Here is a 24,239-nt window from a genome sequence, read left to right as displayed (position 1 = left end):
GGGAGGACGGGGAAACTCGGCGGCGCGCGGTGTCCACTGTGGTCTGGACGTGAGCGGGCGGGCCCGGTGGCGAGGGGTCGGGCCCGCCCGCTCGTCCTCGCGGTGGTGCTTACTTGATGGCGCCGACGTTGACGTCGATGCAGGCGTAGAAGGCGTTGGCGGTGTCGGCGACGTTCCACACCGCGAGCACCTTCTGCGGCCCGCTGAAGCCGGACAGGTCGACGTTGTGCGACAGCTGCTGCGGCGGCTGCTGGCCACCCTGGTCGAACGAGCCGACGAGCTTGTCGCCGACGTAGTACTCCCAGGTGGTGGTGGCGTGCGCGGCGGTCAGCTTCCAGTTGAACGTGGCCTGGGTGCCGATCGGGGTGGCGGTCCAACCCTTGGAGTCGTCGTCGAGCTCGGCGAAGCTCTCGTTGCCGCCGCTGCAGCTCTTGAGGCCCTTCGGGCCCTCGACGCTCTGCGGCTCGTAGGTGATGGAACCGCACTGCACGGTGCCGGCGGCGCACTGGGCCTGGCGGCTCGGCGGTGCGTCGACGTAGCCGTGGGCGCTCGCGGTCCCGGCGGGGATCGCGATCAGGAACGGTGCGACGGCGGCACCGACCATGGCTGCGGAGATCTTGCGATTGGGCATTGTCAGCTCCTTCGGGGGAAGTCGCGACCAGGGTGAATCGATTCCGAACAGCGGAACCCATCGGCGGCGAACCGTTGTTCAGAATGCCTGTCGCGGAAGGGGAATCGCCAAATCAGTTAGTGGTCTGGACCATAATTCGGGCCTGCGGGCCGGTCAAGGACGACTCGGCTACGCATCCGGGTCGGAGTCGCCATGCGAACGGGCTGACCTGCGAGGATGGAGAGGATCGTCGATTGATCCGGATTTTCCCAATCCGATTGCCGTTTTTCCCGATGCCTGGATGTGTGCAGCGGAATTCGGCAGTATGACGCAGCGCAATGCGCTGATCGGCGAGGTGGCGAGAAATGATCAACGACGCGCGAAGATCATTCTTCCATTCCCCGAAATCGCACCGCATCCCGAGATTGGGAAGTCCGTTGACGATGGGCGGGTTTGGGTCGGTGCATGATCAATTCCCGATTCGTCCGGTCGGTTCGGGCCAAAACCGCCCCCGTCGGGAGTTCCGGGTGCAGGGGAGAGGTTCAGCGGGTGCGCTTGATGAGGGCGTTGGCGGCCGCGTAGCCGGAGCCGCCGCCCATGCCGGGGCCCGGGTGGGTGGAGGCCCCGATGTGCCAGAGGCCGGGAATGGGCGTGGCGTGGTTGCCCGCTGCGGGCAGCGGTCGCCACAGGTAGTTCTGGTCGAGCTCGGTGCTGCCTCCGTAGGGGTCGCCCTCGGCGGCGCTGGGGTTGTGCGCCGTGAGCTCCGGCGGGCTGATGATGTCGACCGCGCACACCAGGTCGTGCAGGCCGGGAGCGTGGGCGTTGAGCCGGTCGAGCACCCGGCGCGCGTATCCCTCGGCCAGCTCGCGGGTCCAGCCCCGGTTGGTGTCGAGCTCCCCGGCGGAGTCGCCGAGCGGGTGGAACGGCAGTTCCTGCAGCTGCAGCCACAGCGATGCCGCGCCCCGGGGCACGCGGGTCTCGTCGAGCAGGTACTGGCTGCCCACCACGACGGTGGGCCGGCGCGGCAGGAGGCCCGCTTCGGCTTCGGCGCAGGCGATGCCGGTGCTCGACGAGCCATCGGTGAGGTGCACGATCGGGAACGCCGACAGCCGCTCGTCGCGCCACTTCAGCGGGGCCGACAGCGCGACGTGGATCTGCATCGCCGCTCGCCCGTACCGGAACTTCTCGGCCTGGCGCACCAGCTGCGGCTTGACGGCGCTGGGCGGCAGCAGCCGGCCGTAGAGCGCGGAGGGCGCGACCGAGGCCATCACGCCGCGCCGTGCGCGCAGCACCCGGCCTCCCGCGACGACGCCGATCGCGCGGCCGTCCTCGACGAGGACGCGCTCGACCTCGGTGTCCGTCTGGACCTGCACGCCCAGCGAGTCCAGCAACTTGGAGAAGGCGGTCACGAAGTTGCCCGCGCCGCCCTCCACGACGGGCAGGCCCGCGCCGTGCAGCCCGGCGGCGAGCAGCCCGGTCATCAGCCCGCCGGAGGCGTGGTCCGGTCCCAGTCCGGCGTGCAGCAGCCAGGGCGTGAAGAGGTGGTCGACCTCGTGGCCTCGGAACTCGCGCCGGTACAGGGCGCGGCCGCTGGTGGCGAGTTGCCGCAGCCAGCCCTCGGCGCCGCGCACGCCACCGGTGTTGATCAACTTGGCGCCCTGCCACAGCATCGACCACGACCGCAGCTCGCCGCCGAGCATCCGGTTGATGGCGGCGATGTTGGCGCCGATCCGGTCCAGCATGGAGAGGTAGGCGTCGCGGTCGGCGTCGTGCTCGAAGGCGGCGATGGTCGTGGCCGGGTCGCGGTGGCTCCTCGTCACCCGGCCGTCGTCGGCGACGCTGGCCGCGGCCCAGGAGTCGGTGTTGCGGTAGACCAGCCCGTGCTCGTGCAGCTGCGGGCCGAGGGAGGCGTAGGCCGGGCCCGCCAGGAACAGCGGGTGCCACGAGGAGTAGGTGTCGTGGACGTAGCCGGGGACGGTGCGCTGCTCGGATGCGATGAAGCCGCCGAGCCGGTCGTTGCGCTCCAGCAGTAGCACGGACCGGCCCGCCCGGGCCAGTTCGGCCGCGGCGACCAGGCCGTTGATGCCGCCTCCGACGACGATCACATCGATTTCGGCGCTCATCAAGCCGACCTTCCCGGGGCTCGCAAGCCCATGATCACCACATCAAGCGGAAAGATCTTCGCATTTGAACCTATACCGATCAAGGCTTGGCGGTCGGAAGGGTTTTCGGGAACCCGGGTCGGTGCCACCGTCCGCACAGCACTGCCGAGCCCAGCGACAGCACCGCGGCGAGCGCCAGCGCGACCGGTGCGCCCCAGGTCGCCAGCGCCACCCAGCCGAGTCCGATGCCGACCACACCGCTGACCCCCTTCGCGCTGTAGACCAGCCCGTGCACCTCGATGCTGCGGTGCTGGCCGAAGCACTCCCGGGCCAGCGCGGCGAACAGCGGGTAGAAAGCTCCGCCACCGGCTCCGGCGACCGTCGCCCCGGCCACCAGCCACCCGGCGGAGGCCTGCTCGATGCCGATGAGCAGCAGCACCTGGCCCGCGGCCTGCACGGTCACCACCCAGCGCAGCGTGCGGCGGCGGCCGAGGCGTGCGGCGATCGCCATCGCCAGCGTCCGGCCCGCGCCGTTGGTGGCCACGAACAGCGCGATCGCCGCGACCGGGGACAGCGGTGCGGCCAGCAGCGCCAGGAAGGCCGCGTCGAACAGCGAGACGGCGGCTGCGCAGAACAGGCTCGCCGCCATCACCGCGAGCGCCGGGGTGCGCAGCGCCTCGGCGGCCGAGAACTCCCGCGCGGCGGGCGGGTTCGCCCGCGCCCAGCGGTGGTGGTCGACGTGCGCAGGCCACCAGTGCCGCGGCGGATCGGCGATGAGCAGCCCGCACGCGGTCACGGCCACGAGCAGCGCGGGGGCGAAGGCGGTCAGCCCGGCCTCGACGTGCCGGGGCGCGAGGGTGAGGGCGATGACGAAGGGGGTGGCGCCGTAGGCGAACGCGCCGGTGACGATGCCGACCCTGGCCGCGGAGTTCTCCGGGAACCACTTCTCGGTGGTGGAGGTGCAGGCGGCGTAGACCAGGCCGGCCCCGATCCCGCCGAGCACGGCGTACCCGGCGGCCACGCCCTGGCCGAGGCTGAGAACGCCTGCGGCGCACAGGATGCCGCCGGTGATGAGCATCGCTCGCGGTCCGGCCCGGTCGTGCTGGCGCAGGTGGGCGCTGGGCAGTCCGGCGCCGGCCTGCAGCACCGCCCAGGCGGCCAGCGTCCAGCACAGACCCGCGAGGTCGTGCCCGGCGGCCAGCAATCCGGGGATGGCCGCGCCGAAGGCGTACTGCATGGTTCCGACCAGCAGCATCGGCAGCCAGCAGGCCCACAGCATCGCCGCGCGGGGCAGGCCGGTGAGCTCGCGCGGTCGCTCGCCGACCCGGTAGCGGCGGCCGTGGTGGTCGCGCGCCTCCAGCTTCGGCGTGTGCAGTCCGATCATCGCCCACTTCTCGGGCACCGGTGTCACCGTCCGCTCGGCTCGGGTGTTGCTGCTCACAAGGACTTCGCCAACCCGACATGGCAACGGCATACTGTATGCAAGATAATCGGGAGGAGGTGAGCACAATGCGGATCATCGGGAGCATCCTGCGCCGTCTGGAACGCATGCCGCGCGGGTTCGCGGCGGACGGGCGCATGCTGGGACTGGCCACGTCCGCCGCGATCGAATCGGCTCGTCAGGACGACCGGCGCGGTGGCGCGCGGCCCGAGCCGAAGCACGTCGACGAGGGGCCGCTCGTCGACGCGCGCGGCTGATCGTCGGTGGTGGTGACCGGTGCGCTCATCTCCCGGCACCACCCCGGACCAGCCGTTCCTGCACCCACACGAAACCGATCGCGAACCCCACGCTGATCAGCGCCTGGTAGATCAGGAACGAAACCGGTTGCGGCGGCAGCGAGAAGCTGTCGCCCACCGCGAGCCTGGTGCCCACCTCCTGCACCAGCCGCGCCAGCGGGAACGCGATCAGCCAGTACAGCGCGACGGGTGCGAACGCGCCGCCGCGCAGCACCCCGCGCAGCCGCAGCGCGCTGCACCCGGCGCCGAAGGCCGCCAGCGGCACCGCCAGCATCAGCCCGGCCGTGACCGCCCACGCCGGCGGTGCGCCGGCGACCAGCGCGAACAACGCGGTGAACAGCCCGGCGACGGCGCCGATGACCAGACCCGGGGCGGTGATCCTCGTCGTCTCGGTCATGTCAGCTCACGACCACTCCGAAGCGCACCAGGCTGTAGAACAGCATGCCGAGGTAGAACACCGCGCCCGCGCCGATGATCAGGTTGCTCCACCACTTCGGGCGGATCGGCTTGGGCAGCATCCTGTTGTTCACCAGCAGCAGCACCACGCAGTAGGCGCCCATCGCGAAGGTGGACAGGAACGCGAGGATGTCCAGGATCGCGCTCGGACCGTCGGCCGGGCCGAACAGCAGGATCAGGATCCCGAAGATGATCACGCCCCACAGGAACGCGGCGTAGAGGTGCGACATCCGGAAGCGCTTGGCCCCCGGCACGAAGTTGTAGGTCATGTCGGCCTGGCCCCGGGAGAACGAGTCGAACAGCCCGAGCGTCGCGTTGAGCCCGATCAGGGCGATGAACCCGAGGAAGACCGTGCCCAGCATCGGAGAACCCGCCGAGGAGAAGGCGTCCGCCATCGCCGACAGCGCTGCTTCCCGCTCACCGCTCTCGATCAGCGACTTCACGTCGGGGTTCTCCCGCGAGGCCGACTGCGCCAGCACCGTGAACGAGATCGTCACCAGCATCGTCACGCCCCAGAACAGCAGCAGCGCGTCGAAGGTGACCCAGCGCCGCCAGCCCTTCCACTTGGCCATCTCGGCCGGGTCGTCGGTGTCGAACATGAACCCGCGCGAGGGCATGACCTCCTCCTCGCCCGCGTGCCTGAGGCCGCGGATGCGGGGGATGTGCGAACCCATGCCGGCGCCGGAATCGCGCAGGTGCAGCGTGTACCACATCTGCTGCATGCCCGACGGGCCAGCGAAGGCGATCGCGCCGACCACGACCGGGAACCATTCCGGTGACATGGCCGCGTCCGGGAAGTACCCGAAGTGGAACATGCCGGCGATCGTGCTGGTCAGGTCGTCCAGGTTGCCCACCAGCGAGGCGATGACGGCCGTTCCCACCACCAGCAGGCCGATGAGGATCGACAGCACGTTCTCCAGCAGGCTGTAGATCACCTTGGCCATGGTGAAGATGACCCCGACCAGAAGCAGCCCGACGCATCCCGAGATGTACCAGGGGATCCCGGTGATCTGCTCCAGGGCCGCGGCCCCGGCGGAGAGGTGACCGGGCCAGATGTAGACGGCCATCGCGGTGATGAAGAAGAACCACATGAGCGGTTTGGCCACGCGCGCCGCACCGGAGAAGATGCTCTCCCCGGTGGCCATCGCGTAGCGGGCCATCTCCAGCATGACCACGGCCTGCAGCGTGACACCGATGAGGAACAGCCACCGGATCTCCGGGCCGAAGATCAGCACCAGCCGGGGCCACATGTAGGACTCGCCCATGCCCACACCGAGCGCGACGAGGAACACGGTGGGGCCGAGCAGGTGGATGGACGGCGGCGCGTCGGGAAGCTTGCGGATGGGCATGGGCTCCAGCCCACCCGCGCTCCAGACCCGGCCGCCGGATTCTAATACCGGTTCTTGATCGTCTCTCCCAGGCGCCTTGTCAGCGTCCACATCGGACCTCCTTGTCCATTGTTTGCTGTGGAGCTTTGCTCGGCGGTGCAGGCGGCGGAACCGGGTGCTCGGGTGAGGCGAGGAGAAGGCGGCTCCGCCGCGTGCCTGACAGGCGGCCGATCAGCCGAGCAGTCCGGCGGAGCGGGCCCACCGGTACTTCGCGCCCAGCACCGCCACCGGCTTCTCGGTGGTGTAGGGGAAGGCGACGATGCCGTGGTCGAACAGGTAGTCCGCCGCCTTCTCCACCTCGGTGTCGCCCGCCAGCGACACCACGATCGGCTTGTCGATCCCTTCCGCGCGTGCCTCCTCGGCCACGCGGGAAGCCAGTTCGGCGAACACCATCGGAGGGGTGACGATGGTGTGCCAGTACCCCAGGATCAGCGAGTGGATCCGCGGATCCCGCAACCCGAGCCGGATGGTGGCCTCGTAGGTGCTCGGCGGCTCACCACCGGTGATGTCGACCGGGTTGCCCGCCGCCCCGAACGGCGGGATGTAGCGCCGGAACTCCGCGTCGAGGTCCGGCGGGATGTCCATCAGGTCGAGGCCGTTGGCCACGCAGGCGTCCGACAGCAGCACCCCGGAACCGCCGGCGCCGGTGATGATGACGACGTTCTCGCCCTGGGGCGTGGGCAGCACCGGAAGCCCCCGCGCGTACTCCAGCATCTCGTTGAGCCCGGGAGCCCGCACCACGCCCGAGTGGCGCAGGATGTCGTCGTAGACCTTGTCGTTGCCGGCCAGCGCCCCGGTGTGCGAGCTGGCCGCTCGCGCGCCCATGTCGGTGCGACCCGCCTTGAGCACCACCACCGGCTTCTTCTTCGTGATGCTCTTGGCGGCCCGCACGAACGCCCGCCCGTCCTTGAGGTCTTCCAGGTGCATGGCCACGACGTTGGTGTTGTCGTCGTGCTCGAAGAACGTCAGCAGGTCGTCCTCGTCCACGTCGGACTTGTTGCCCAGCCCGACGATCGCCGACACACCCATCTTCGTGGTGCGCGAGAAGCCCAGGATGGCCATGCCGATGCCGCCGCTCTGCGAGGTCAGCGCCACCCCGCCGCGCACGTCGTAGGGGGTGCAGAACGTCGCGCACAGGTTCTGCGGGGTGTAGTAGTAGCCGTAGATGTTGGGTCCCAGCAGCCGGATGCCGTGCTTGCGGGCGACCGCCACGACCTCCTCCTGCAGCTCGTGGTTGCCGGTCTCGGCGAAGCCGGAGGGGATCAGCACCGCCGCCGCGACGCCCTTCGCGCCGCACTCCTCCAGCGCGGAGGCCACGAACTTCGCCGGCACCGTGAACACCGCGACGTCCACCTCGCCCGGCACCTCGGTGATGCTCTTGTGCGCCTTGCGGCCCATGATCTCGTCGGCCTTGGGGTTGACCGGGTGGATCTCGCCCGCGTACCCGCCGTTGATCAGGTTCTTCATCACCGAGTTGCCGATCTTGCCCTCCTCGTTGGAGGCCCCGATGACCGCGATGCTGCTCGGCGTCATCAGCCGCCGCATCGACTCCAGGATCTCCTCCTGGGAGCGCTGCGGCGCCACCGCGGGTTCCCCGGTCTGCAGCACGATCCGCACATCGGCCGCCGTGGCGCCCGAGGGCGTCGCGAAGACCGGGTTGAGGTCCAGCTCGGCGATCTCCGGGAAGTCGTTGACCAGCTCGGAGACCCGGCGCAGCACCTCCGAGAGCGCGTCGGCGTCAACCGGTTCCGCGCCGCGCGCTCCCCGCAGCACCTCGGCCGCGGCGATGTCGTCGAGCATCGCCCTGGCCTCCCCGGCGCTCAGCGGAGCCAGCCGGAACGTGACGTCCTTGAGCACCTCCACCAGCACCCCGCCGAGCCCGAAGGCCACGACCTTGCCGAAGGTGGGGTCGGTGGTGGCCCCGACGATCACCTCCTGGCCGCTGACCATCTGCTGCACCTGCACCCCGGCGATCGCGGGGTTCTCGACGTGGGCGTGGGCGTTGGCCAGGATCTGCCCGTAGCCGGCCCGCACGTCGTCCTCGCCGCTGACGTCGACGAGCACGCAGCCGGCATCGGTCTTGTGCAGGATGTCCGGGGAGACGATCTTCAACGCCACCGGGCCGCCGAACTCGGCCGCCAGCGCGACCGCCTCGTCGGGGCTGGTGGCCAGGCCCTCACCGGCGGTGGGGATGCCGTAGGCGTCGCACAGCTGCTTGGCTTCGGGCGCGGTCAGCGCCGCCCGGCCCTCGGACCGCACCGCGTCGAGCACCTCCCGCACGCGGGCACCGTCGTATGCCACTTCAGATCACTCCGTTCGCCTTGAGCTCGGCCAGTTCGGACTCGTCGATGCCCAGCCGGTCCCGGAAGACCTCGGCGGTGTGCTCGCCGAGAAGGGGCGAGCGCCGGACGTCGACGGGGGAGTCGGAGAGCTTGATCGGGCAGCCGACCGTCTTGAACTCGCCGCGCTCGGGGTGATCGACGCTGACGATCATGTCGTTGTCGGCCAGCGAGGCGTCCTCGATGATCTCCTTGGTCGACAGGATCGGACCGCACGGCACGTTGTGCTCGTTGAGCGCCGCCAGCACGCTCCACTTGTCGTGACCGAGCGTCCACTCCTCGATCATGCTGAACATCTTGTCCAGCCTGGACAGACGTGCTTCCGGCGTGGACCAGTCGGGATCGTCGATCAGCTCGGGCCTGCCGATCAGCTTCGCGATCGGTGCCCATCCCTGCGGCTGCACGATGACGTAGATGTAGTCGTTGTCGCCGCCCGGCTTGCAGCGCACCGCCCAACCCGGCTGACCACCGCCGGAGGCGTTGCCCGAACGCGGGACCTCGTCGCCGAAGTCGGCGTTGGGGTACTCGCGCAGCGGCCCGTGCGCCAATCGCTGCTGGTCGCGCAGCTTCACCCGGCACAGGTTCAGCACCGCGTGCTGCATCGCCACCGACACGCGCTGGCCGGCTCCGGTGCGCTCGCGCTGCAGCAGCGCGGCGAGGATCCCGGCCACCGTGTGGATCCCGGTCCCGGAGTCGCCGATCTGCGCGCCGGTGGCCATCGGCGGGCCGTCCTCGAAACCGGTGGTGGACATCGAACCGCCCATCGCCTGGGCGACCACCTCGTAGGCCTTGAAGTGCGTGTAGGGCCCGTCGCCGAACCCCTTGATGGAGGCGTAGATCAGCTTCGGGTTGATCTCGCGCAGCTTCTCCCAGGTGAAGCCCATGCGGTCCACGGTCCCGGGGCCGAAGTTCTCCACCAGCACGTCGGATTCGGCGACGAGCCTGGTGAAGATCTCCTTGCCCGCATCGGACTTCATGTTCAGCGTGATGCTGCGCTTGTTGCAGTTGAGCATCGTGAAGTAGAGGCTGTCGGCGTCGGCGACGTCGCGCAGCTGCTTGCGGGTGATGTCGCCGGTGGGTGCCTCCAGCTTGACCACGTCGGCCCCGAGCCAGGCCAGGATCTGCGTCGCGGACGGTCCGGACTGGACGTGCGTCATGTCCAGGACGCGCACGCCTTCCAATGCACTCATGACTGGCACCTCTTTGCTCCTGAAGCGGCGTAGCCGCTCGGTCGACTCTCGCTACTGGCACCTCGACGCGGAAAAGGGCTGCGGGAACGGTGGTCTCACTTGTACATGGTCTGGTTCATCGTCCCCGGGGCGTAGACCTCGGGATCGACCCAGACGTTGATCAGCGACGGCTTGCCGGACTCGCGCGCGCGTTGCAGCGCGGGGGCGATGTCGGCGGGGTCGTGGACCTCTTCGCCGTAACCGCCGAGCATCTGCGCGAACTTGCTGTAGGGGATGTCGCCGAGGGTGTTGCCGACCCGGCCGCGGTCCTCGCCGTACTTGGCGATCTGGCCGTAGCGGATCTGGTTCATCGAGGAGTTGTTGCCGACGATGCCCACGAAAGGCAGGTCGAAGCGCACCATCGTCTCGAAGTCCCAGCCGGTGAGGCTGAACGCGCCGTCCCCGAACAGGCACACCACTTCCTTGTCGGGGCAGGCCTTCTTGGCGGCCATGGCGAACGGCACACCGACGCCGAGGGTGCCCAGCGGCCCGGGGTCCATCCAGTGGCCGGGGGCCTTGGGCTGGATGACCTGGCCGGAGAAGGTGACGATGTCGCCGCCGTCGCCGATGTAGATGGAGTCCTCGGTGAGGAACTCGTTGATCTCGTGCACCAGCCGGTACGGGTCGATGGGCGAGGAGTCGGAGTGCTGGCGCGGGAGGCGCTTGGTCAGCGCGGCGCTCTCGACCTCGCGCAGTTCCTGCACCCACGCCTTGCGCCCGCTGGCGCCGTTGTCGGTGCGTCCGGACGCGGCCTGCGACAGCGCGGTGAGCACGGCGTCGGCGTCGCCGACGATGCCCAGGTCGACGTCGCGGTTGCGGCCGACCGTGCGGTAGTCCAGGTCGATCTGCACGACCGTCGCCTCGGGGGAGAGGCGCTTGCCGTAGCCCATCCGGAAGTCGAACGGGGTGCCGAGGATGATGATCAGGTCGGAGTTCTGGAACGCGTAGCGGCGCGCGAGCTGGAAGTGCAGCGGGTCCCCGGGCGGGAGCGTGCCGCGGCCGGCGCCGTTGCAGAACGCGGGGACGTTGAGCTCGCGGACGAGCTTGACGGCCGATTCGGTGGCCCTGCAGGTCCAGGTCTGGCTTCCCAGCAGGATGCAGGGCTTCTCGGCCTTGACCAGCAGGTCGGCCAGCTTCTGCACCGCGTCGGGATCACCCGCCGAGCGGGTGGTGGCCCGGTAGCCGCCGGCCTGCGGGATGCGGGCCTTGTCGACCGGGACCTTGGCGTCGAGCACGTCGCGCGGGATCTCCAGGAACGACGGGCCGGGGGAGCCGTGGAAGCACTCGCGGAAGGCCATCGACACCATGTCGGCGGCCCGTTCGGTGTGCGGCACGGTGGCGGCGAACTTGGTGATCGGGTTCATCATGTCCACGTGCGGAAGGTCCTGCAGCGAGCCCATCTTGTGCTGTGACAGCGCGCCTTGGCCGCCGATGAGCAGCATCGGGCTCTCCGCGCGGAAGGCGTTGGCCACACCGGTGACCGCGTCGGTGGTGCCGGGTCCCGCGGTGACCACCGCGCAGCCGGGCTTGCCGGTGATGCGGGAGTAGCCGTCGGCGGCGTGGGCGGCGACCTGCTCGTGGCGCACGTCGATGACGTCGATGCCTTCGTCGACGCAGCCGTCGTAGATGTCGATGATGTGGCCACCGCAGAGGGTGAAGATCGTGTCCACGCCTTCGGCTTTGAGGGCCTTGGCGACGAGGTGACCGCCGGAGATCTGATCGGGTTCGCCTGCGTTGTCGGGTGCCGTCTGGGCCATCAGCGCTCATCCCCTTGTGTGAACACGCGTCTGCGGTCGTCTCCATACTGCATACCGTATGAGGTTCGTATCAGGGATACCGCAGCGAAGCGCGGGTGTCCATAGGTCGCCGCGGGATTCATCACCGGCCGAACCTCGTCCACAGTGGACGTTTAGGACGCGGAACAGCTGGTCAGCGGACCGGTTTCGGTGCTCGCCGGGAGCCGGAGCGAGCGAGAATCTTGCCGGGCGATTCACATACTGTATACTGAATGCACCGACACCTGCGCCTGGCCGCAAGACCAGAGCGGAGATCGATTGTGAGAGTCGCTGTTGTCGGCGCCGGTGCCATCGGCGCGTACGTGGGTGCCTGCCTGCATCGGGCGGGAGCGGACGTGAGCCTGCTGGCTCGTGGGGACAACCTGGCCGCGCTGCGCGCCGACGGCGTGCGGGTGCTCAGCCCTCGCGGGGACTTCCAGGTCGCGCCCCACACCACCGACGATCCGGACGAGATCGGCGCGGTCGACCACGTCGTCCTCGGCCTGAAGGCCTATTCCTACGCCACCTGCGGACCACTGGTCCACCCCCTGCTCAAGGAGGACACCACGATCATCGCCGCGCAGAACGGAATCCCGTGGTGGTACTTCCACGGGCTGCGCGGCCCCTTCGAAGACCACCGCATCGACACCGTCGACCCCGGCGGCGCCGTCAGCCGGGTCCTGCCACCACGCCGCGCCATCGGCTGCGTGGTCTACGCCGCCACCGAACTCGACGCCCCCGGAGTGGTGCGGCACCGGGAGGGGACCCGCTTCTCCATCGGCGAACCCGACGGCAGCTATTCCCGGCGCTGCCGCGAGTTCAGCGACGCCATGATCGCCGGTGGGCTGAAGTGCCCGGTCGAGGACGACATCCGCCGCGACATCTGGATCAAGCTGATGGGCAACGTCGCCTTCAACCCGATCAGCGCGCTCACCGGAGCCACCCTCGCCGGGATGTGCCGCCACTCGGGCGTGCGGGCGCTCGTGGCCGCGATGATGCGCGAATCGCTGGAGATCGCCGCCGCGCTCGGCTGCTCTCCCGACATCGCCATCGAGCGGCGACTGGCCGGAGCCGAACGCACCGGTGACCACAAGACCTCGACCCTGCAGGACCTGGAGAGGGGAAAACCCCTGGAACTGGAGGCGATGCTCACCGCGGTCGTCGAACTGGCCGATCTGGTGGGTGCCGAAGCCCCCACGTTGCGCACCGTCAACGCACTCGGCGACCTGCTCGGCCGGCGGCTCGCGCCTGGCGAACCCGCGACGGCCGGGAGCATCCCACGGGAGTGAGCATGTCCGACCGCAGCAGCACCCGGGCCCGCCGCGCACTCGTCGCGGCGGGCCCGGCCAGGGGCCCGCGATGACGGCCCGCAACCACCGCGACGTCCTCGAGCGCGTCCTGCGCAGGACCATCGAGCCGCGCGCCCGCGACACCGACGGTGCGGGACGGTTCCCGCGCGAGAACGTCGACGCGCTCGGCCAGGCCGGTCTGCTCGGGCTGACCCTGCCCGCGCGGCACGGCGGCTTCGGCCGCGGCCTCGGCGAAGCCGTCGAGGTCACCGACCGGGTCGCCCGGGTCTGCGGCTCCACCGCAGCGGTGCTGGCCGCCCACTACGCGGCCACGGCCGTGCTGGCCCGCCACGCCGATTCCGAACTCCTGCGCGCGAGCGCCGCCGGGCACCACCTCAGCACCCTGGCATTGGCCGAGACCGGGAACCCCGGACTGGTCCCGGCGGGCCGGGCCGACTCGCGCGGGGGAGTGGTCGCCCTGTCGGCCCGCAAGAACCGGGTCGTCTCGGCCGGCGAGGCCGACAGCTACGTCTGGACCGGCCCGCCCGCCGGGCGGCGCGGCGCCCTGTCGCTGTGGCTGATCCCGGCGGAAGCGCCCGGCCTGTGCGTTCCCGCATCGGCCGACGCGGTGGGGCTGCGCGGGAGCGCCACCGCGACCATCACCGCGGACCCGGTCCTCGTTCCCTCCTCCGCCGCGCTCGGCGGCGACGAGGCGGCGCAGGAGCTGCTGGAGGTGATCCTGCCCTGGATGTGCGCCCTGCAGGCCGCGCTCGCGCTGGGCTTGATGCAGGCGGTGCTCGCTCGCGGCGTCGAATGCGTGACCGGCCCGCAGCCGTCCTGGGCCCGATGGCAGGACCCGCCGGCCGAGCAGCCCGAGGTCAGGGCCGATCTCGCCCGGATGCGGACGAAGGTGGACACCGCCGAGCTGGTGCTCGCCGACGCCGTCCAGCACGACTGGCACCCCGACGGTCTGCAACGACTGCTGCAGGCTCGCGCGCTCAGCGGCGAGAACGCCGTCCAGGTCGCCGAGCTCGGCATCAAGGTGTGCGGGCAGCACGCGTTCCGCCAGGACTTCGGCGTGGAACGCCGCTTCCGGGACGCCCACACCGCGGCCCACGGGCAGTTCGCGGTGGACCAGGCCTGGGACCGCCTCGGCAGAATCGCCTGCGGGAACGCGCTTTTGGCCTAGGAAGAGGTGGAGAAATGGAAAGAACGGCCGCTCCCCACAAGCGGCCGCTCTCGGTCCCCTTCCCTGAACGGTGACGCCGGCGCCGGCGCGATGAATCCCCCATCACTCATCGAACCGGCGCCCGGCCACCCGAGCGACCGCCGATCCAACACCGGACGCTCATGTGCCCCAGGCAGGCAACACGAATGGTGCACGATTCAGCTTTCTCGGTGCTTTCACAACGAAGAACCCAGAGCGTGTGGAGTTGATCTAGTCCTCGGCGCTGTGATCGAGGTAGCTCTTGCGGGTGTGTTCGGTGTGCTCGCGCATGAGACGGGAGGCGGTGTCGCCGTCCTTCTTGGCGATGGCGTCGATGAGCGCGGAGTGCTCGTCCCAGGCCTGCTTGCCGCGGCTCTTGGCAACGGGAGTGTGGTACCAGCGGACTCGGCGGTTGATCTGCGCGGCGAGTTCGTTGAGGACCTTGTTGCCGGACATCTCGGTGATCTTGGCGTGCAGCTCGGCGTTGGCGGCCACGACCGCTTCGACGTCGTCGGCCTTGAGCGCGGAGAGTCCCGACTTGTAGATCTGCTTGAGCGCGGCGACGCCGTCCTTGGTGGAGTTCAGCGCTGCCAGCCGGGCGGATTCGGCCTCCAGCAGGGTGCGCACGCCGAGGAGCTGATCGGCCTCTTCGGGGGTGGGGCTGTGGACGAAGGCGCCGTAGCCCGGGCGCAGATCGACCCACTCGTCCTTCTGCAGCCACTGGAGCGCTTCGCGCACGGGCTGGCGGGAGACGCCGAGCGCCTCGGCCAGTTCCTTCTCGACCAGGTGCTGACCGGGTTTGAGCTCGCCGGTGATGATCAGTTCGAGGATGGCCTCGTAGACCGTCTCGCGCAGCGGGACCGGGCGCGCCACCTGGCGGGTGGCGATGCCCTCGGACAGCTTCGAGGTCAGCGACATGCGGTCAGCTCCGGTTGCTCGTACCGACGGTGGCCACGGGCTCAGCCCGTGGTTTTAGCATACAGTATTCCGGACGGTGAGCGCGGAGCCGCGAGCGGCGGAACCGATTCGTCCAGTGTGGACCAGCCGCTGGGCCGAACGGATGGATAACCGGTGTGGTCCTGGACACCATCCTCCGGTCGGACTAGAACCACCGGTGCCAGGCCCCAGAGCCGAGGTCCGCGGGGAACGATTCGCTCCCCACTGCCGGAGGCGCCGATGAGCGTGCCCGCGTTGCTCCCGTTCGCAGCGGTCGCCGTGCTGCTCGCAGCAGTGGCCACCGACCTGCTCGCCTGCGCCCGAGGCCGCGCCCCCACGCGGCACGACCTGCTCGTGGCCGGGGCGGGAATCGCCGCCGCGCTGCTCGTCGCGACCGGCCTGAGCATCGGTGCACCGCCGCTGGCCGGGGAGTTCCTGGCGGCCTGGGGTTCGGCGTTCGCGGTCACCGTGGACCTGGTCGTCGTTCTCGTGGTGCTGACCCACCAGGTCCCGGACGCGCGGCGGCTGGTGGTGCTCGCCATCGGCGCCTCGGCTCTGACCCGGATCGTGCTGGCCGCCACCGGAGTCGCCGGGGTCGGGTGGACCTCGGCTCTGTTCGGACTGCTGGTGCTCGTCGCCGCCTGGTGGTTGTTCCGGAGCGGCGAAACCGGCCTGCCGCACGCCGGGGCGCTGAGCCTCGGCGCGGTTCCGGCGGCGGTGGCGCTCGGCGCCTTCGCGGTCTCGGCGACCGGCGGCGGCCCGGTGGTGGTGCTGTGCGCGAACCTGATCGCCCTGCTCGGCGCCGTCCGGCTGGTGCGGCTGACCGCCCGGCTGTGCGCGCGGGCGTCCGACGCGTCCGTCGGGTTCTCGGCGCTGCTGGTGTTCCTCGGCGTCAAATCCCTGGTCTCGGGGCTGTCCGGGCACGGTCCCGCGCACGACGCCGGGGTGACGGTGCTGTCGCTGGGGATGGCACTGCTGGTGGCGGCCCTGATGGTGATCACCGCGGTGCGCGCCGAGCGTTGACGGATCGTCGTTCGCGAGCCGAAGATGAGCCCTTCGCTGATCAGCCGGGCGGGAGGCGCGTTGAGCACCGGGACGCAGCACACGACAGGTTTCTTCCACGGCCGCACCATCGACGAGCTCGGCGAGCAGCTGCGCCGCGACGAGTTGCGCGCCGTCGACCTCGCCACGGCCTCGCTGGCCGCGGTCGACGCGCTCGACGGCGAGCTGAACGCCGTGGTCACCCTCGACCGCGACGGCGCGCTGCGCGCGGCGGAGAAGGCCGACGCCGAGCTGGCCGACGGTCTCGACCGGGGCCCGCTGCACGGCGTCCCGGTGGCGGTCAAGGACATCATCGACGTGGCGGGGTTGCGCACCACCATGGGCTCGGCGCACTTCGCCGACCACGTGTCCACATCGGACGCCGAGTGCGTGCGCCGGTTGCGGGAGGCCGGTGCGGTGATCATCGGCAAGACCACCACGCACGAGTTCGCCTTCGGCCCCACCGGGGACCGCGCCCACAACGGACCCTCGCGCAACCCGCACGACCCCGGGCGGATGACCGGCGGGTCCAGCGGCGGCAGCGGCGCGGCGGTCGCGGCCGGGATGGTGCCGCTGGCGCTGGGCACCGACACCGGCGGCTCGGTGCGCATCCCGGCGTCGCTGTGCGGGGTCGCCGGTTTCAAACCCGTCCACAGCGCGATTCCCGCCGACGGCGTGTTCCCGCTGTCGCAGACCCTCGACCACGTCGGCGTGCTCGCCGGCACCGCCGCCGACTGCCGGCTGGCCTACCGGGTGCTGGCCGGACTGCGGCCGATGCCCAGCCGCGAGCACGGCTCCGAGGTGTCGCTCGGCTGGATCCCGCCGGACCTGCTGCACCCCACCGACCCCCGCGTCACCGGCGTCGCGCGCACGGCGCTGGACGTCGACGGGATCGACGTGCGCGAGGTCCGCCCGAACGGGCTGGAGGGGATGCTGCGCGCCTTCGGCGCGATCCAGTTCAGCGAGGCCCACGCCGTGCACGCCGAGCGCATCGCCGACGCGCCGCAGCTGTTCACCGACGACGTCCTGGCGATCCTGCGGCTGGCCGGTGAGACCGCGGGCTGGCAGTACGTGCGAGCGCTCGGCGAGCGCGACGACTGGCGCGCCGAGGTCGCCGCGCTGCTCGACGAGGTCGAGCTGCTGGCCATGCCCACCACCTGCGTCACCGCGCCCGAGATCGACCAGCGCGAGATCGAGGTCAACGGCACCCGAACCCCGGTGCGCGGTCCGCTGATCGGCCTCACCCGTCCCTGGAACCTCGCCGGAGCCCCGGCGATCTCGGTGCCCGCCGGGACGGTGGACGGGCTCCCGGTCGGCCTGCAGCTGGTCGGCCGACCGGGACAGGAGGACCGGCTGTTCGCCGTGGCCGCCCGCCTCAGCCGTTGATCGCCTCGGCGATGGCCTTGCCGAGGTCCTCGGTCGTGGCGGTGCCGCCCAGGTCCGGGGTGCGCGGGGCGGCGGGGTCGCCGAGCACCTGCTCGATCGCCGCCATCACGTCCGCGCCCGCCTCGGTCAGGCCAAGGTGGTCGAGCATCATGCCGACCGACCAGATCTGGCCGATCGGGTTGGCGATGCCCTTGCCCGCGATGTCCGGCGCCGAGCCGTGCACCGGCTCGAACGTCGACGGGTAGCGGCCTTCCGGGTTGATGTTGCCCGACGGGGCGACGCCGATCGTGCCCGTCACTCCCGGACCGAGGTCGGAGAGGATGTCGCCGAAGAGGTTGCTGGCCACCACCACGTCGAAGCGCTCCGGGGTCATGACGAACCGCGCGCACAGGATGTCGATGTGGTCCTGGTCCACGCGGACCTCCGGGTACTCCTGGGCGATCTCGGCGAACCGCTCGTCCCAGAACGGCATCGAGTAGTAGATCCCGTTGGACTTCGTCGCCGAGGTCACGTGCGGTGTGCCGAGCCTGCGGGCCAGGTCGAACGCGTAGCGCATGATCCGGTCGGTGCCGAAGCGGGTGAACGAGGCGGTCTGCAGCACCGTCTCGCGGTCCGTCCCCTCGTTCTGGCGGCCGCCGAGCTTGGAGTACTCGCCCTCGGTGTTCTCCCGGACCACCCAGAAGTCGATGTCGCCGGGCTGCTTGTCGCGCACCGGTGCCGTCACCCCGGGCAGCAGGCGCACCGGGCGCAGGTTGACGTACTGGTCGAACACCCGGCGGATCGGGATCAGCAGACCCCACAGCGAGATGTGGTCCGGAACGCCCGGGTAGCCGACCGCGCCCAGCAGGATCGAGTGGTGGTCGCGCAGCCGGTCGAGGCCGTCCTCGGGCATCATCCGCCCGGTCGTGCGGTAGGTCTCGCAGCTCCAGTCGAAGTGGCGGCGGTCGAACCGCACGCCGTGCTTCGCGCCGATCACGTCCAGCACGCGCAGCGCTTCGGGCATGACCTCGTTGCCGATGCCGTCGCCGGGCAACACCGCGATCTCGTACTGCTGCATGGGCACATCCCGTCGCAAGCTCGAGCGGACACGTTCAGGTTCATCTAACGCGCGGGGACATCGGCGGGGAAGGGGCGCGCAACGGTGGCGGACGAGCGCGTCACCGGTTACCAAGGACGGGTGACCGACGACGGCGCGGTCTCGGCCCTGCGCGAGATCGCCTTCTGGCTGGAACGGCAGAACGCGCCCACCTACCGGGTCCGGGCGTTCCGCCGGGCCGCAGCGGTCGTGTCCGAGACCTCCGACCTGGAACGGCGGGTCGGGTCCGGCGGGCTCACCGACCTGGAGGGCATCGGCCGCACCACGGCCGCGGTGATCACCCAGGCCCACCGCGGTGAAACACCCGACTACCTGGCGAAGCTGCGCGACGAGGCGGAGGTCCCCGAGCACGGCGCGAGCCTGCGCGCCGCGCTGCGCGGGGACTGCCACACCCACTCCGACTGGTCCGACGGCGGGAGCCCGATCGCCGAGATGGCCACCACCGCGCGAGAGCTGGGGCACGAGTGGATGGCGTTGACCGACCACTCACCTCGGCTCACGGTCGCGCGCGGCCTGTCGGCCGACCGGCTGCGCGAGCAGCTCGACGTGGTCGATGAGCTCAACAGCAGGCTGGCGCCGTTCCGGATCCTCACCGGCATCGAAGTCGACATCCTCGGCGACGGCGGCCTCGACCAGGACGAAGACCTGCTCGTCGAGCTCGACGTCGTGGTGGCCAGCGTGCACTCGGACCTGCGGATGGCCTCGGGGCCGATGACCCGCCGCATGGTCGCCGCCGCGCGCAACCCGCACGTCGACGTGCTCGGGCACTGCACGGGCCGGCTCATCGGCGACCGCAAGCGGCCCCAGTCGACCTTCGACGCGCGGGAGGTGTTCACCGCCTGCCGCGACCACGAGGTCGCCGTGGAGATCAACTCCCGGCCCGACCGGCTCGACCCGCCCCGCGAGCTGCTGGAACTCGCCCGCGACCTCGGCTGCCGGTTCAGCATCGACTCCGACGCCCACGCTCCCGGCCAACTCGACTGGCTGGTGCACGGCTGCGCTCGCGCCGAGGAGTGCGGCATCGGTCCTGACCGCGTCATCAACACCCGCCCGGCGGCCGACATCGCCACCTGAAAGTCCCACTTGCGGTGTTCTCGGCCGGGCTGTCACCGTACGCGTGAGCCGCCGTTGCGACGAAGCAGCAGGTCCAGGCCCGGTTTTCGGGGCAACGGCACGTCGAGAGCGAGGCGCTCATGCCGGCCACCGAACCCGCCACCCCCACCCGGCCAGGTCCCAGCGGGCCGCAGAACCTCGAACGCTTCCGCGCGGACGTCGCGCGCATCATCGACGACTACCCGCACCAGCCGGTGTTCCCGCTGTACGTGGAGCTGCGGGACCTGCGCGACCGGGCGATGAAGGTGCTCGAACGGCGGGTGCCCGCCGACCACGCCCGCGACTGGTTCCACACCACCGGACTGGTGTGCGCGGCGATGGCCAACGCCGCCTTCGACCTCGGGCACCCGGTGGCGGCCGAAGCCCAGGCGCGCACCGCGTTCCAGTGCGCGGAGCAGGCCGGAAGCGATGCGCTGCGCTGCTGGGTCCGGGGCACCCAGAGCCTGGTGGCCTACTGGGACGACCGCTGCCGCGACTCCGTCGAGCTCGCCCAGGACGGGCTGCGCCACCAGCCCGAATCCGGCACGGCCATGGTGCGGCTGGCGGCCGTGGAAGCCCGGGCGCAGGCGCGACTGGGCGACGCCCACGCCGCCGAACGCGCCCTGACCCGTGCGGAGGAAGCCCGTGAGCGAGTCGTGGAGGTCGACGACCCGGCCGGGTTGATGGAGTTCCCGGTCGCCAAGCAGTACGGCTACGCGTCCACGACCGCTCTGTGGCTCGGTGGCCAAGTGGGGCTCGCCCGCGCTGAGCGGGACGCGATCACCGCCATCGCCGGGTACGCGCAGGAACCCGCCGAGCGGCAGCGCATCGGCGAGCTGTGCCTGGCGCGGCTGGACCTGGCCGCCGCTCGGTTGCGCGGCGGGGAGCTCGACGGAGCCGCCGAGCAGGTCGACCTGGTGCTGGCGGCGGCCGCCGCGCGACGCACCGAGGCGGTGCTGCGGCGTCTGCTCCGGCTCGGCAAGGCCCTGGAACGCACCCCGCTGCAGGCGGCCCCGGCCGCGGTGGCGCTGCGCGAGAAGATCGGCTCGTTCTGCGCGGCGCGCGGCGTGTCGCCACTGGTCGGGCAACCTCGTTGAAGCTTGAACTGCTGTTAGGCTCTGGACCGTGAGTGACACGCGCTGGTTGAGCGACCACGAGCAGCGCGCCTGGCGGAAGCTGGCCGCCCTGATGGCGGTGGTGCCGGCCGCTCTGGACGCGCAGCTGCAGCGCGATGCCGGACTGACGATGTTCGGCTACTGGGTGCTGGCGATGCTGTCGGAGGCACCCGGGCACCAGCTGCGGATGAGCCACCTCGCGCAGCAGTCCAACGCCTCGGCCTCGCGCGTCTCGCACGTGGTGTCCCGCCTGGAGAAGCAGGACTACGTCTCCCGCCGCAAGGCCGAGGACGACGCGCGCGGCAGCATCGCCGAGCTCACCGACGCCGGGATGGCCAAGGTCGTCGCCTCCGCCCCCGGCCACGTCGAGCAGGTCCGCTCGCTGATCATGGACGGTCTCGACGAGGACCAGGTCCGGCTCCTCGACGAGCTTTGCACGGCCCTGCTCGCCCAGGTCGACCCGGGCGGAACCCTCTCGGTGGCCCCGCCCGGTTGACTCGTTCTCAGGCCGCTTCGTCGGAGTCGGACTGCGAGGCGAACTGCGTGCGGTACAGCTCCGCGTAGTGGCCGCCCCGGGCGAGCAGCTCCTCGTGGGTGCCCTCCTCGGCGATCGTGCCGCCGTCGATCACCAGGATCCGGTCGGCCTCCCGGATGGTCGCCAGGCGGTGGGCGATGACCAGCGCCGTGCGACCCGACAGCGCGGTGGCCAGCGCCCGCTGCACGGCCGCCTCCGACTCGGAGTCCAGGTGCGCGGTGGCCTCGTCGAGAACCACGATCGGCGGTGCCTTGAGCAGCAGCCGCGCGATCGCCAGCCGCTGCTTCTCACCGCCGGAGAGCCGGTGCCCGCGATCGCCGACCACCGTGTCCAGCCCGTCGGGCAGGGTCTCGATCAGCTCGCCCAGCTGCGCGGTCCGCAGCGCCTCGACGAGCTCGTCCTCGGTGGCCTCCGGGCGGGCGAAGGCGAGGTTCTCCCGGATCGTGTCGTGGAACAGGTGCGCGTCCTGGGTGACCACCCCGACGTGCTCGTACAGCGATGCCAGCGACGCCTCCCGCACGTCGATCCCGCCGATGCGCACCGCCCCCGCGTTGACGTCGTAGAGCCGACCGGCGAGGTTGGTGATGGTCGTCTTGCCCGCACCGGAGTGACCGACCAGCGCGATCGTCTGACCCGGTTCGGCGCGGAAGCTGATGTCGTGCAGCACCGGGTGGGCGGGGGAGTTGTCGGCCCGCGCGACCGACTCCAGCGACGCCAGCGACACCTCGCTGGAGGCCGGGTAGCGGAACGAGACCTGGTCGAACTCGACGTCGGAGGCCCCGGCGGGCAGTTCCCGGGCGTCGGGCTCCTCGGTGATCATCGGCTTGAGGTCGAGGACCTCGAAGACCCGGTCGAAGCTCACCAGCGCCGTCATGATGTCCACGTGCACGTTCGACAGCGCCGTCAGCGGCCCGTAGAGGCGGTTGAGCAGCGTCGCCAGCGCCACCAGCGTGCCCAGCTGGAACGCCCCGGCCAGCACCAGGCCGCCGCCCAGGCCGTAGACCACGGCGGTGGCCAGCGCCGCCAGCAGCGTCAGCGCCACCATGAACACCCGGCTGTACATCGCCGAGATGATGCCCATGTCGCGGACCTTCTCGGCGCGGCGGGCGAAGCGGTCGGACTCCTCGTCCGCGCGGCCGTAGAGCTTGGCCAGCATCGCCCCGGCCACCCCGAAGCGCTCGGTCATCAGCGAGCTCATCTCGGCGTCGAGCTGCATCTGCTCGCGGGTGATGCGCTGGAGCTTGCGGCCCACCCAGCGCACCGGCAGCAGGAACAGCGGCAGCATGACCAGCGAGACCACCGTGATCTGCCAGGAGAGCGTGAACATGGTGGCCAGCACGAGCACCAGGCTCAGCACGTTGGACACCACCGACGACAACGTCGAGGTCAGCGCCCGCTGCGCGCCGATGACGTCGTTGTTGAGCCTGCTGACCAGCGCCCCGGTCTGGGCGCGCACGAAGAACGCCACCGGCATCCGCTGCACGTGGTCGAAGACCTCCCGGCGCAGGTCGTAGATCAGGCCCTCGCCCAGGCGCGCGGAGTACCAGCGCTGGGCGAGGCTCATCGCCGCCTCCAGCACGGCGACCCCGGCCACCGCCAGCGCCAGCCACACCACCAGCGAGAAGTTCCGGGGCACGATGCCGTCGTCGATGATGGCCTTGAACAGCAGCGGGTTGACCACCCCGAGCACGGCGGCCAGCGCGACCAGCACCAGGAACGGCACGATGTCGCGCCCGTAGGGCCGGGCGTAGCCGGCGATGCGGCGCAGCAGGCCGGCGGACAGGCGTTGCCGGGTGACGGACTTGTCGCTCGCGAACGAGCGCATCGTCGACCAGTTGGCGTTCACTTGGTGGTCCTTCGTGATGTGGTGGTGTTCAGCGGTTCGGGTGACTACATCCTCGGACTTCGTGCTAGGTGGAAGTCAATGCGCCTCCCGGATGTTCCCCGCGCACCGCCATGCGGACTGTTGGCCACCACAACAATTCGGCCACATCCCACGTCCGATCGATGCGCCCGGAGAGGTTGATCTTGAACGATGGGCGTGCACTGCGCGGAGTGCCGCCCTGGACACCTTCCGGAGTGCGGCGAGCTCGGCGAACCGGTCTGGCTGGTGAAGGAGAACGACCACGTGGTGAAGGGCGCGGCCAGGGACGGTCGAATCGTCGCGGAACTCGACGGGACGCGACTTCCGCTGCGCGTCGCGGACCGGTTCTTCCTCGCCGCGCACAGCGGGGAGAGCCGCATCTCCCCGCGGATCGACGGGGGTCTGCTGGCGCTGGGCTGCGCGGGCGGTCTGCTGGCGGAGCTGATCGTCGAAGAGGAGATCGCTCTGACGCCTGACGTGCGGCCCAGCGGCAACGGGCGCTGCCCGGACTTCCTGGCCTGGACGGTGCTGCGCGAGATCCGCCGCGAGTCCGGGCACGACCTGCGCACCTGGCTGGAGTACCTGGCGCAGACCGCGGTGGAGAAGGTGCGCTGCAGGCTGGTCCTGGTCGACGTCCTGCGCGAGGTCCCGGTGTCCGGCGGGCTGCGCGGCGGTTCGGCGGCGGCGTGGCGCATCGCCGACGAGCACCGCGGGAACACCACCGCCGACCTCGAAGAGCTGTTCACCGGAACCGAAACCGCCACAGGCAACGGCCTGATCACCGTGCCCGAACGGCTCGCCGAGATCACCTTCGCCCTCCTGGTGCGCGAGACCGGGGCGCTGCGGCACCTGCGGTTGTCCAAACAGGCTCAGCGGCAGGGCGATTTCCGCATGGACTCCTGGGAATCGCTGCTGCCCGGCACGTTGCGCAGCCTGGTGCACGAGATCGCCGTCGCACGCGGGAGGCCCGCCATCACCCCACGCCGCTGAGAAGATCCGAGGAGCGCGGCACTTGCCTCCTTCGAACGTCTCGGCGGCGCTG

At 70.7% G+C, this 24,239-nt stretch carries 21 protein-coding genes; 10 read left to right on the top strand and 11 right to left on the bottom strand.

The window, feature by feature from the left end; all coding sequences use genetic code 11:
• Positions 1-109: 109 nt before the first annotated feature.
• Positions 110-631 (bottom strand): lytic polysaccharide monooxygenase auxiliary activity family 9 protein, encoded by a 522-nt coding sequence (locus E1202_RS12445; protein WP_132683110.1) that lies wholly within the window; start codon positions 629-631, stop codon positions 110-112.
• Between E1202_RS12445 and E1202_RS12440 the strand changes: the two genes are divergently transcribed.
• The gene (locus E1202_RS12440) at positions 624-1,079 is read left to right on the top strand and encodes a hypothetical protein (protein WP_132683108.1); all 456 of its coding nucleotides are present in this window, start codon (positions 624-626) and stop codon (positions 1,077-1,079) included. The genes E1202_RS12445 and E1202_RS12440 overlap by 8 nt on opposite strands.
• Before the next feature lie 73 nt (positions 1,080-1,152).
• Here E1202_RS12440 and E1202_RS12435 read toward each other — a convergent pair whose 3' ends face one another.
• Positions 1,153-2,733: a phytoene desaturase family protein gene (locus E1202_RS12435; protein WP_132683107.1), complete on the bottom strand. Its 1,581-nt coding sequence runs from the start codon at positions 2,731-2,733 to the stop codon at positions 1,153-1,155.
• A 79-nt stretch (positions 2,734-2,812) separates the two neighbouring features.
• On the bottom strand, positions 2,813-4,153 hold the full coding sequence (locus E1202_RS12430) for an MFS transporter (protein ID WP_165943841.1): 1,341 nt from the start codon (positions 4,151-4,153) through the stop codon (positions 2,813-2,815).
• Between the two features lie 68 nt (positions 4,154-4,221).
• Here E1202_RS12430 and E1202_RS12425 point away from each other — a divergent pair, with 68 nt between their 5' ends.
• A complete protein-coding gene (locus E1202_RS12425; RefSeq protein WP_132683103.1) occupies positions 4,222-4,410 on the top strand; it encodes a hypothetical protein in 189 nt (62 codons plus the stop codon).
• Positions 4,411-4,435: 25 nt separating this feature from the next.
• On the opposite strand, the gene E1202_RS31425 is transcribed toward E1202_RS12425, so the two are convergent.
• From E1202_RS31425 to E1202_RS12400, 5 genes are all read right to left on the bottom strand, one after another.
• On the bottom strand, positions 4,436-4,846 hold the full coding sequence (locus tag E1202_RS31425; RefSeq protein ID WP_165943840.1) for a hypothetical protein: 411 nt from the start codon (positions 4,844-4,846) through the stop codon (positions 4,436-4,438).
• A 1-nt stretch (position 4,847) separates the two neighbouring features.
• Positions 4,848-6,254 (bottom strand): Nramp family divalent metal transporter, encoded by a 1,407-nt coding sequence (locus E1202_RS12415; protein ID WP_132683101.1) that lies wholly within the window; start codon positions 6,252-6,254, stop codon positions 4,848-4,850.
• A gap of 210 nt (positions 6,255-6,464) precedes the next feature.
• Entirely contained in the window at positions 6,465-8,594 is a 2,130-nt protein-coding gene (locus tag E1202_RS12410; RefSeq protein ID WP_132683100.1) for an acetate--CoA ligase family protein, read from the bottom strand.
• Between the two features lies 1 nt (position 8,595).
• Positions 8,596-9,822 (bottom strand): formyl-CoA transferase, encoded by a 1,227-nt coding sequence (gene frc, locus E1202_RS12405; protein ID WP_132683098.1) that lies wholly within the window; start codon positions 9,820-9,822, stop codon positions 8,596-8,598.
• Between the two features lie 95 nt (positions 9,823-9,917).
• Positions 9,918-11,618: a thiamine pyrophosphate-binding protein gene (locus E1202_RS12400; protein ID WP_132683096.1), complete on the bottom strand. Its 1,701-nt coding sequence runs from the start codon at positions 11,616-11,618 to the stop codon at positions 9,918-9,920.
• A gap of 299 nt (positions 11,619-11,917) precedes the next feature.
• Here E1202_RS12400 and E1202_RS12395 point away from each other — a divergent pair, with 299 nt between their 5' ends.
• Together E1202_RS12395 and E1202_RS12390 are read left to right on the top strand one after the other, a co-directional pair.
• Positions 11,918-12,925: a 2-dehydropantoate 2-reductase gene (locus tag E1202_RS12395; protein WP_132683095.1), complete on the top strand. Its 1,008-nt coding sequence runs from the start codon at positions 11,918-11,920 to the stop codon at positions 12,923-12,925.
• Between the two features lie 70 nt (positions 12,926-12,995).
• Complete coding sequence (locus E1202_RS12390; RefSeq protein ID WP_132683093.1) at positions 12,996-14,114, top strand: acyl-CoA dehydrogenase family protein; 1,119 nt, start codon at positions 12,996-12,998, stop codon at positions 14,112-14,114.
• Positions 14,115-14,363: 249 nt separating this feature from the next.
• Here E1202_RS12390 and E1202_RS12385 read toward each other — a convergent pair whose 3' ends face one another.
• On the bottom strand, positions 14,364-15,050 hold the full coding sequence (locus E1202_RS12385; RefSeq protein ID WP_132683091.1) for a GntR family transcriptional regulator: 687 nt from the start codon (positions 15,048-15,050) through the stop codon (positions 14,364-14,366).
• Positions 15,051-15,308: 258 nt separating this feature from the next.
• On the opposite strand from E1202_RS12385, the gene E1202_RS12380 reads away from it, so the two are divergent.
• Complete coding sequence (locus E1202_RS12380) at positions 15,309-16,091, top strand: hypothetical protein (RefSeq protein ID WP_132683090.1); 783 nt, start codon at positions 15,309-15,311, stop codon at positions 16,089-16,091.
• Between the two features lie 24 nt (positions 16,092-16,115).
• The gene (locus tag E1202_RS12375) at positions 16,116-17,495 is read left to right on the top strand and encodes an amidase (RefSeq protein WP_132683088.1); all 1,380 of its coding nucleotides are present in this window, start codon (positions 16,116-16,118) and stop codon (positions 17,493-17,495) included.
• On the opposite strand, the gene E1202_RS12370 is transcribed toward E1202_RS12375, so the two are convergent.
• Complete coding sequence (locus E1202_RS12370; RefSeq protein ID WP_132683086.1) at positions 17,485-18,552, bottom strand: tartrate dehydrogenase; 1,068 nt, start codon at positions 18,550-18,552, stop codon at positions 17,485-17,487. The genes E1202_RS12375 and E1202_RS12370 overlap by 11 nt on opposite strands.
• A gap of 84 nt (positions 18,553-18,636) precedes the next feature.
• On the opposite strand from E1202_RS12370, the gene E1202_RS12365 reads away from it, so the two are divergent.
• From E1202_RS12365 to E1202_RS12355, 3 genes are all read left to right on the top strand, one after another.
• Positions 18,637-19,665, top strand: a complete 1,029-nt coding sequence (locus tag E1202_RS12365) for a PHP domain-containing protein (RefSeq protein ID WP_408006298.1) — start codon at positions 18,637-18,639, stop codon at positions 19,663-19,665.
• Between the two features lie 119 nt (positions 19,666-19,784).
• Positions 19,785-20,780: a hypothetical protein gene (locus tag E1202_RS12360; protein ID WP_132683084.1), complete on the top strand. Its 996-nt coding sequence runs from the start codon at positions 19,785-19,787 to the stop codon at positions 20,778-20,780.
• A 28-nt stretch (positions 20,781-20,808) separates the two neighbouring features.
• On the top strand, positions 20,809-21,294 hold the full coding sequence (locus E1202_RS12355; protein WP_207918597.1) for a MarR family winged helix-turn-helix transcriptional regulator: 486 nt from the start codon (positions 20,809-20,811) through the stop codon (positions 21,292-21,294).
• A gap of 7 nt (positions 21,295-21,301) precedes the next feature.
• Here the strand turns inward: E1202_RS12355 and E1202_RS12350 are convergent, their stop codons facing one another.
• Entirely contained in the window at positions 21,302-23,158 is a 1,857-nt protein-coding gene (locus E1202_RS12350; protein WP_132683192.1) for an ABC transporter ATP-binding protein, read from the bottom strand.
• A gap of 210 nt (positions 23,159-23,368) precedes the next feature.
• On the opposite strand from E1202_RS12350, the gene E1202_RS12345 reads away from it, so the two are divergent.
• A complete protein-coding gene (locus tag E1202_RS12345) occupies positions 23,369-24,187 on the top strand; it encodes a GPP34 family phosphoprotein (RefSeq protein ID WP_132683083.1) in 819 nt (272 codons plus the stop codon).
• The last annotated feature ends 52 nt before the right edge of the window (positions 24,188-24,239 follow it).

Origin of the sequence: Saccharopolyspora karakumensis (assembly GCF_004349225.1) — a bacterium.
In the GTDB taxonomy this organism is placed as follows: Bacteria; Actinomycetota; Actinomycetes; order Mycobacteriales; family Pseudonocardiaceae; genus Saccharopolyspora; species Saccharopolyspora endophytica.
The sequence above is the reverse complement of the archived record's forward strand: the minus strand, read 5'-3'. Positions and strand labels throughout refer to the sequence as shown.

What these genes read in the sequence shown, in the direction of transcription:
- E1202_RS12445 (WP_132683110.1), bottom strand. Translation starts at nt 631, where the DNA reads ATGCCCAATCGCAAGATCTCCGCAGCCATGGTCGGTGCCGCCGTCGCA.
- E1202_RS12435 (WP_132683107.1), bottom strand. Translation starts at nt 2,733, where the DNA reads ATGAGCGCCGAAATCGATGTGATCGTCGTCGGAGGCGGCATCAACGGC.
- E1202_RS12425 (WP_132683103.1), top strand. Translation starts at nt 4,222, where the DNA reads ATGCGGATCATCGGGAGCATCCTGCGCCGTCTGGAACGCATGCCGCGC.
- E1202_RS31425 (WP_165943840.1), bottom strand. Translation starts at nt 4,846, where the DNA reads ATGACCGAGACGACGAGGATCACCGCCCCGGGTCTGGTCATCGGCGCC.
- E1202_RS12415 (WP_132683101.1), bottom strand. Translation starts at nt 6,254, where the DNA reads ATGCCCATCCGCAAGCTTCCCGACGCGCCGCCGTCCATCCACCTGCTC.
- frc (WP_132683098.1), bottom strand. Translation starts at nt 9,822, where the DNA reads ATGAGTGCATTGGAAGGCGTGCGCGTCCTGGACATGACGCACGTCCAG.
- E1202_RS12400 (WP_132683096.1), bottom strand. Translation starts at nt 11,618, where the DNA reads ATGGCCCAGACGGCACCCGACAACGCAGGCGAACCCGATCAGATCTCC.
- E1202_RS12390 (WP_132683093.1), top strand. Translation starts at nt 12,996, where the DNA reads ATGACGGCCCGCAACCACCGCGACGTCCTCGAGCGCGTCCTGCGCAGG.
- E1202_RS12385 (WP_132683091.1), bottom strand. Translation starts at nt 15,050, where the DNA reads ATGTCGCTGACCTCGAAGCTGTCCGAGGGCATCGCCACCCGCCAGGTG.
- E1202_RS12380 (WP_132683090.1), top strand. Translation starts at nt 15,309, where the DNA reads ATGAGCGTGCCCGCGTTGCTCCCGTTCGCAGCGGTCGCCGTGCTGCTC.
- E1202_RS12375 (WP_132683088.1), top strand. Translation starts at nt 16,116, where the DNA reads ATGAGCCCTTCGCTGATCAGCCGGGCGGGAGGCGCGTTGAGCACCGGG.
- E1202_RS12370 (WP_132683086.1), bottom strand. Translation starts at nt 18,552, where the DNA reads ATGCAGCAGTACGAGATCGCGGTGTTGCCCGGCGACGGCATCGGCAAC.
- E1202_RS12360 (WP_132683084.1), top strand. Translation starts at nt 19,785, where the DNA reads ATGCCGGCCACCGAACCCGCCACCCCCACCCGGCCAGGTCCCAGCGGG.
- E1202_RS12350 (WP_132683192.1), bottom strand. Translation starts at nt 23,158, where the DNA reads ATGCGCTCGTTCGCGAGCGACAAGTCCGTCACCCGGCAACGCCTGTCC.
- E1202_RS12345 (WP_132683083.1), top strand. Translation starts at nt 23,369, where the DNA reads ATGGGCGTGCACTGCGCGGAGTGCCGCCCTGGACACCTTCCGGAGTGC.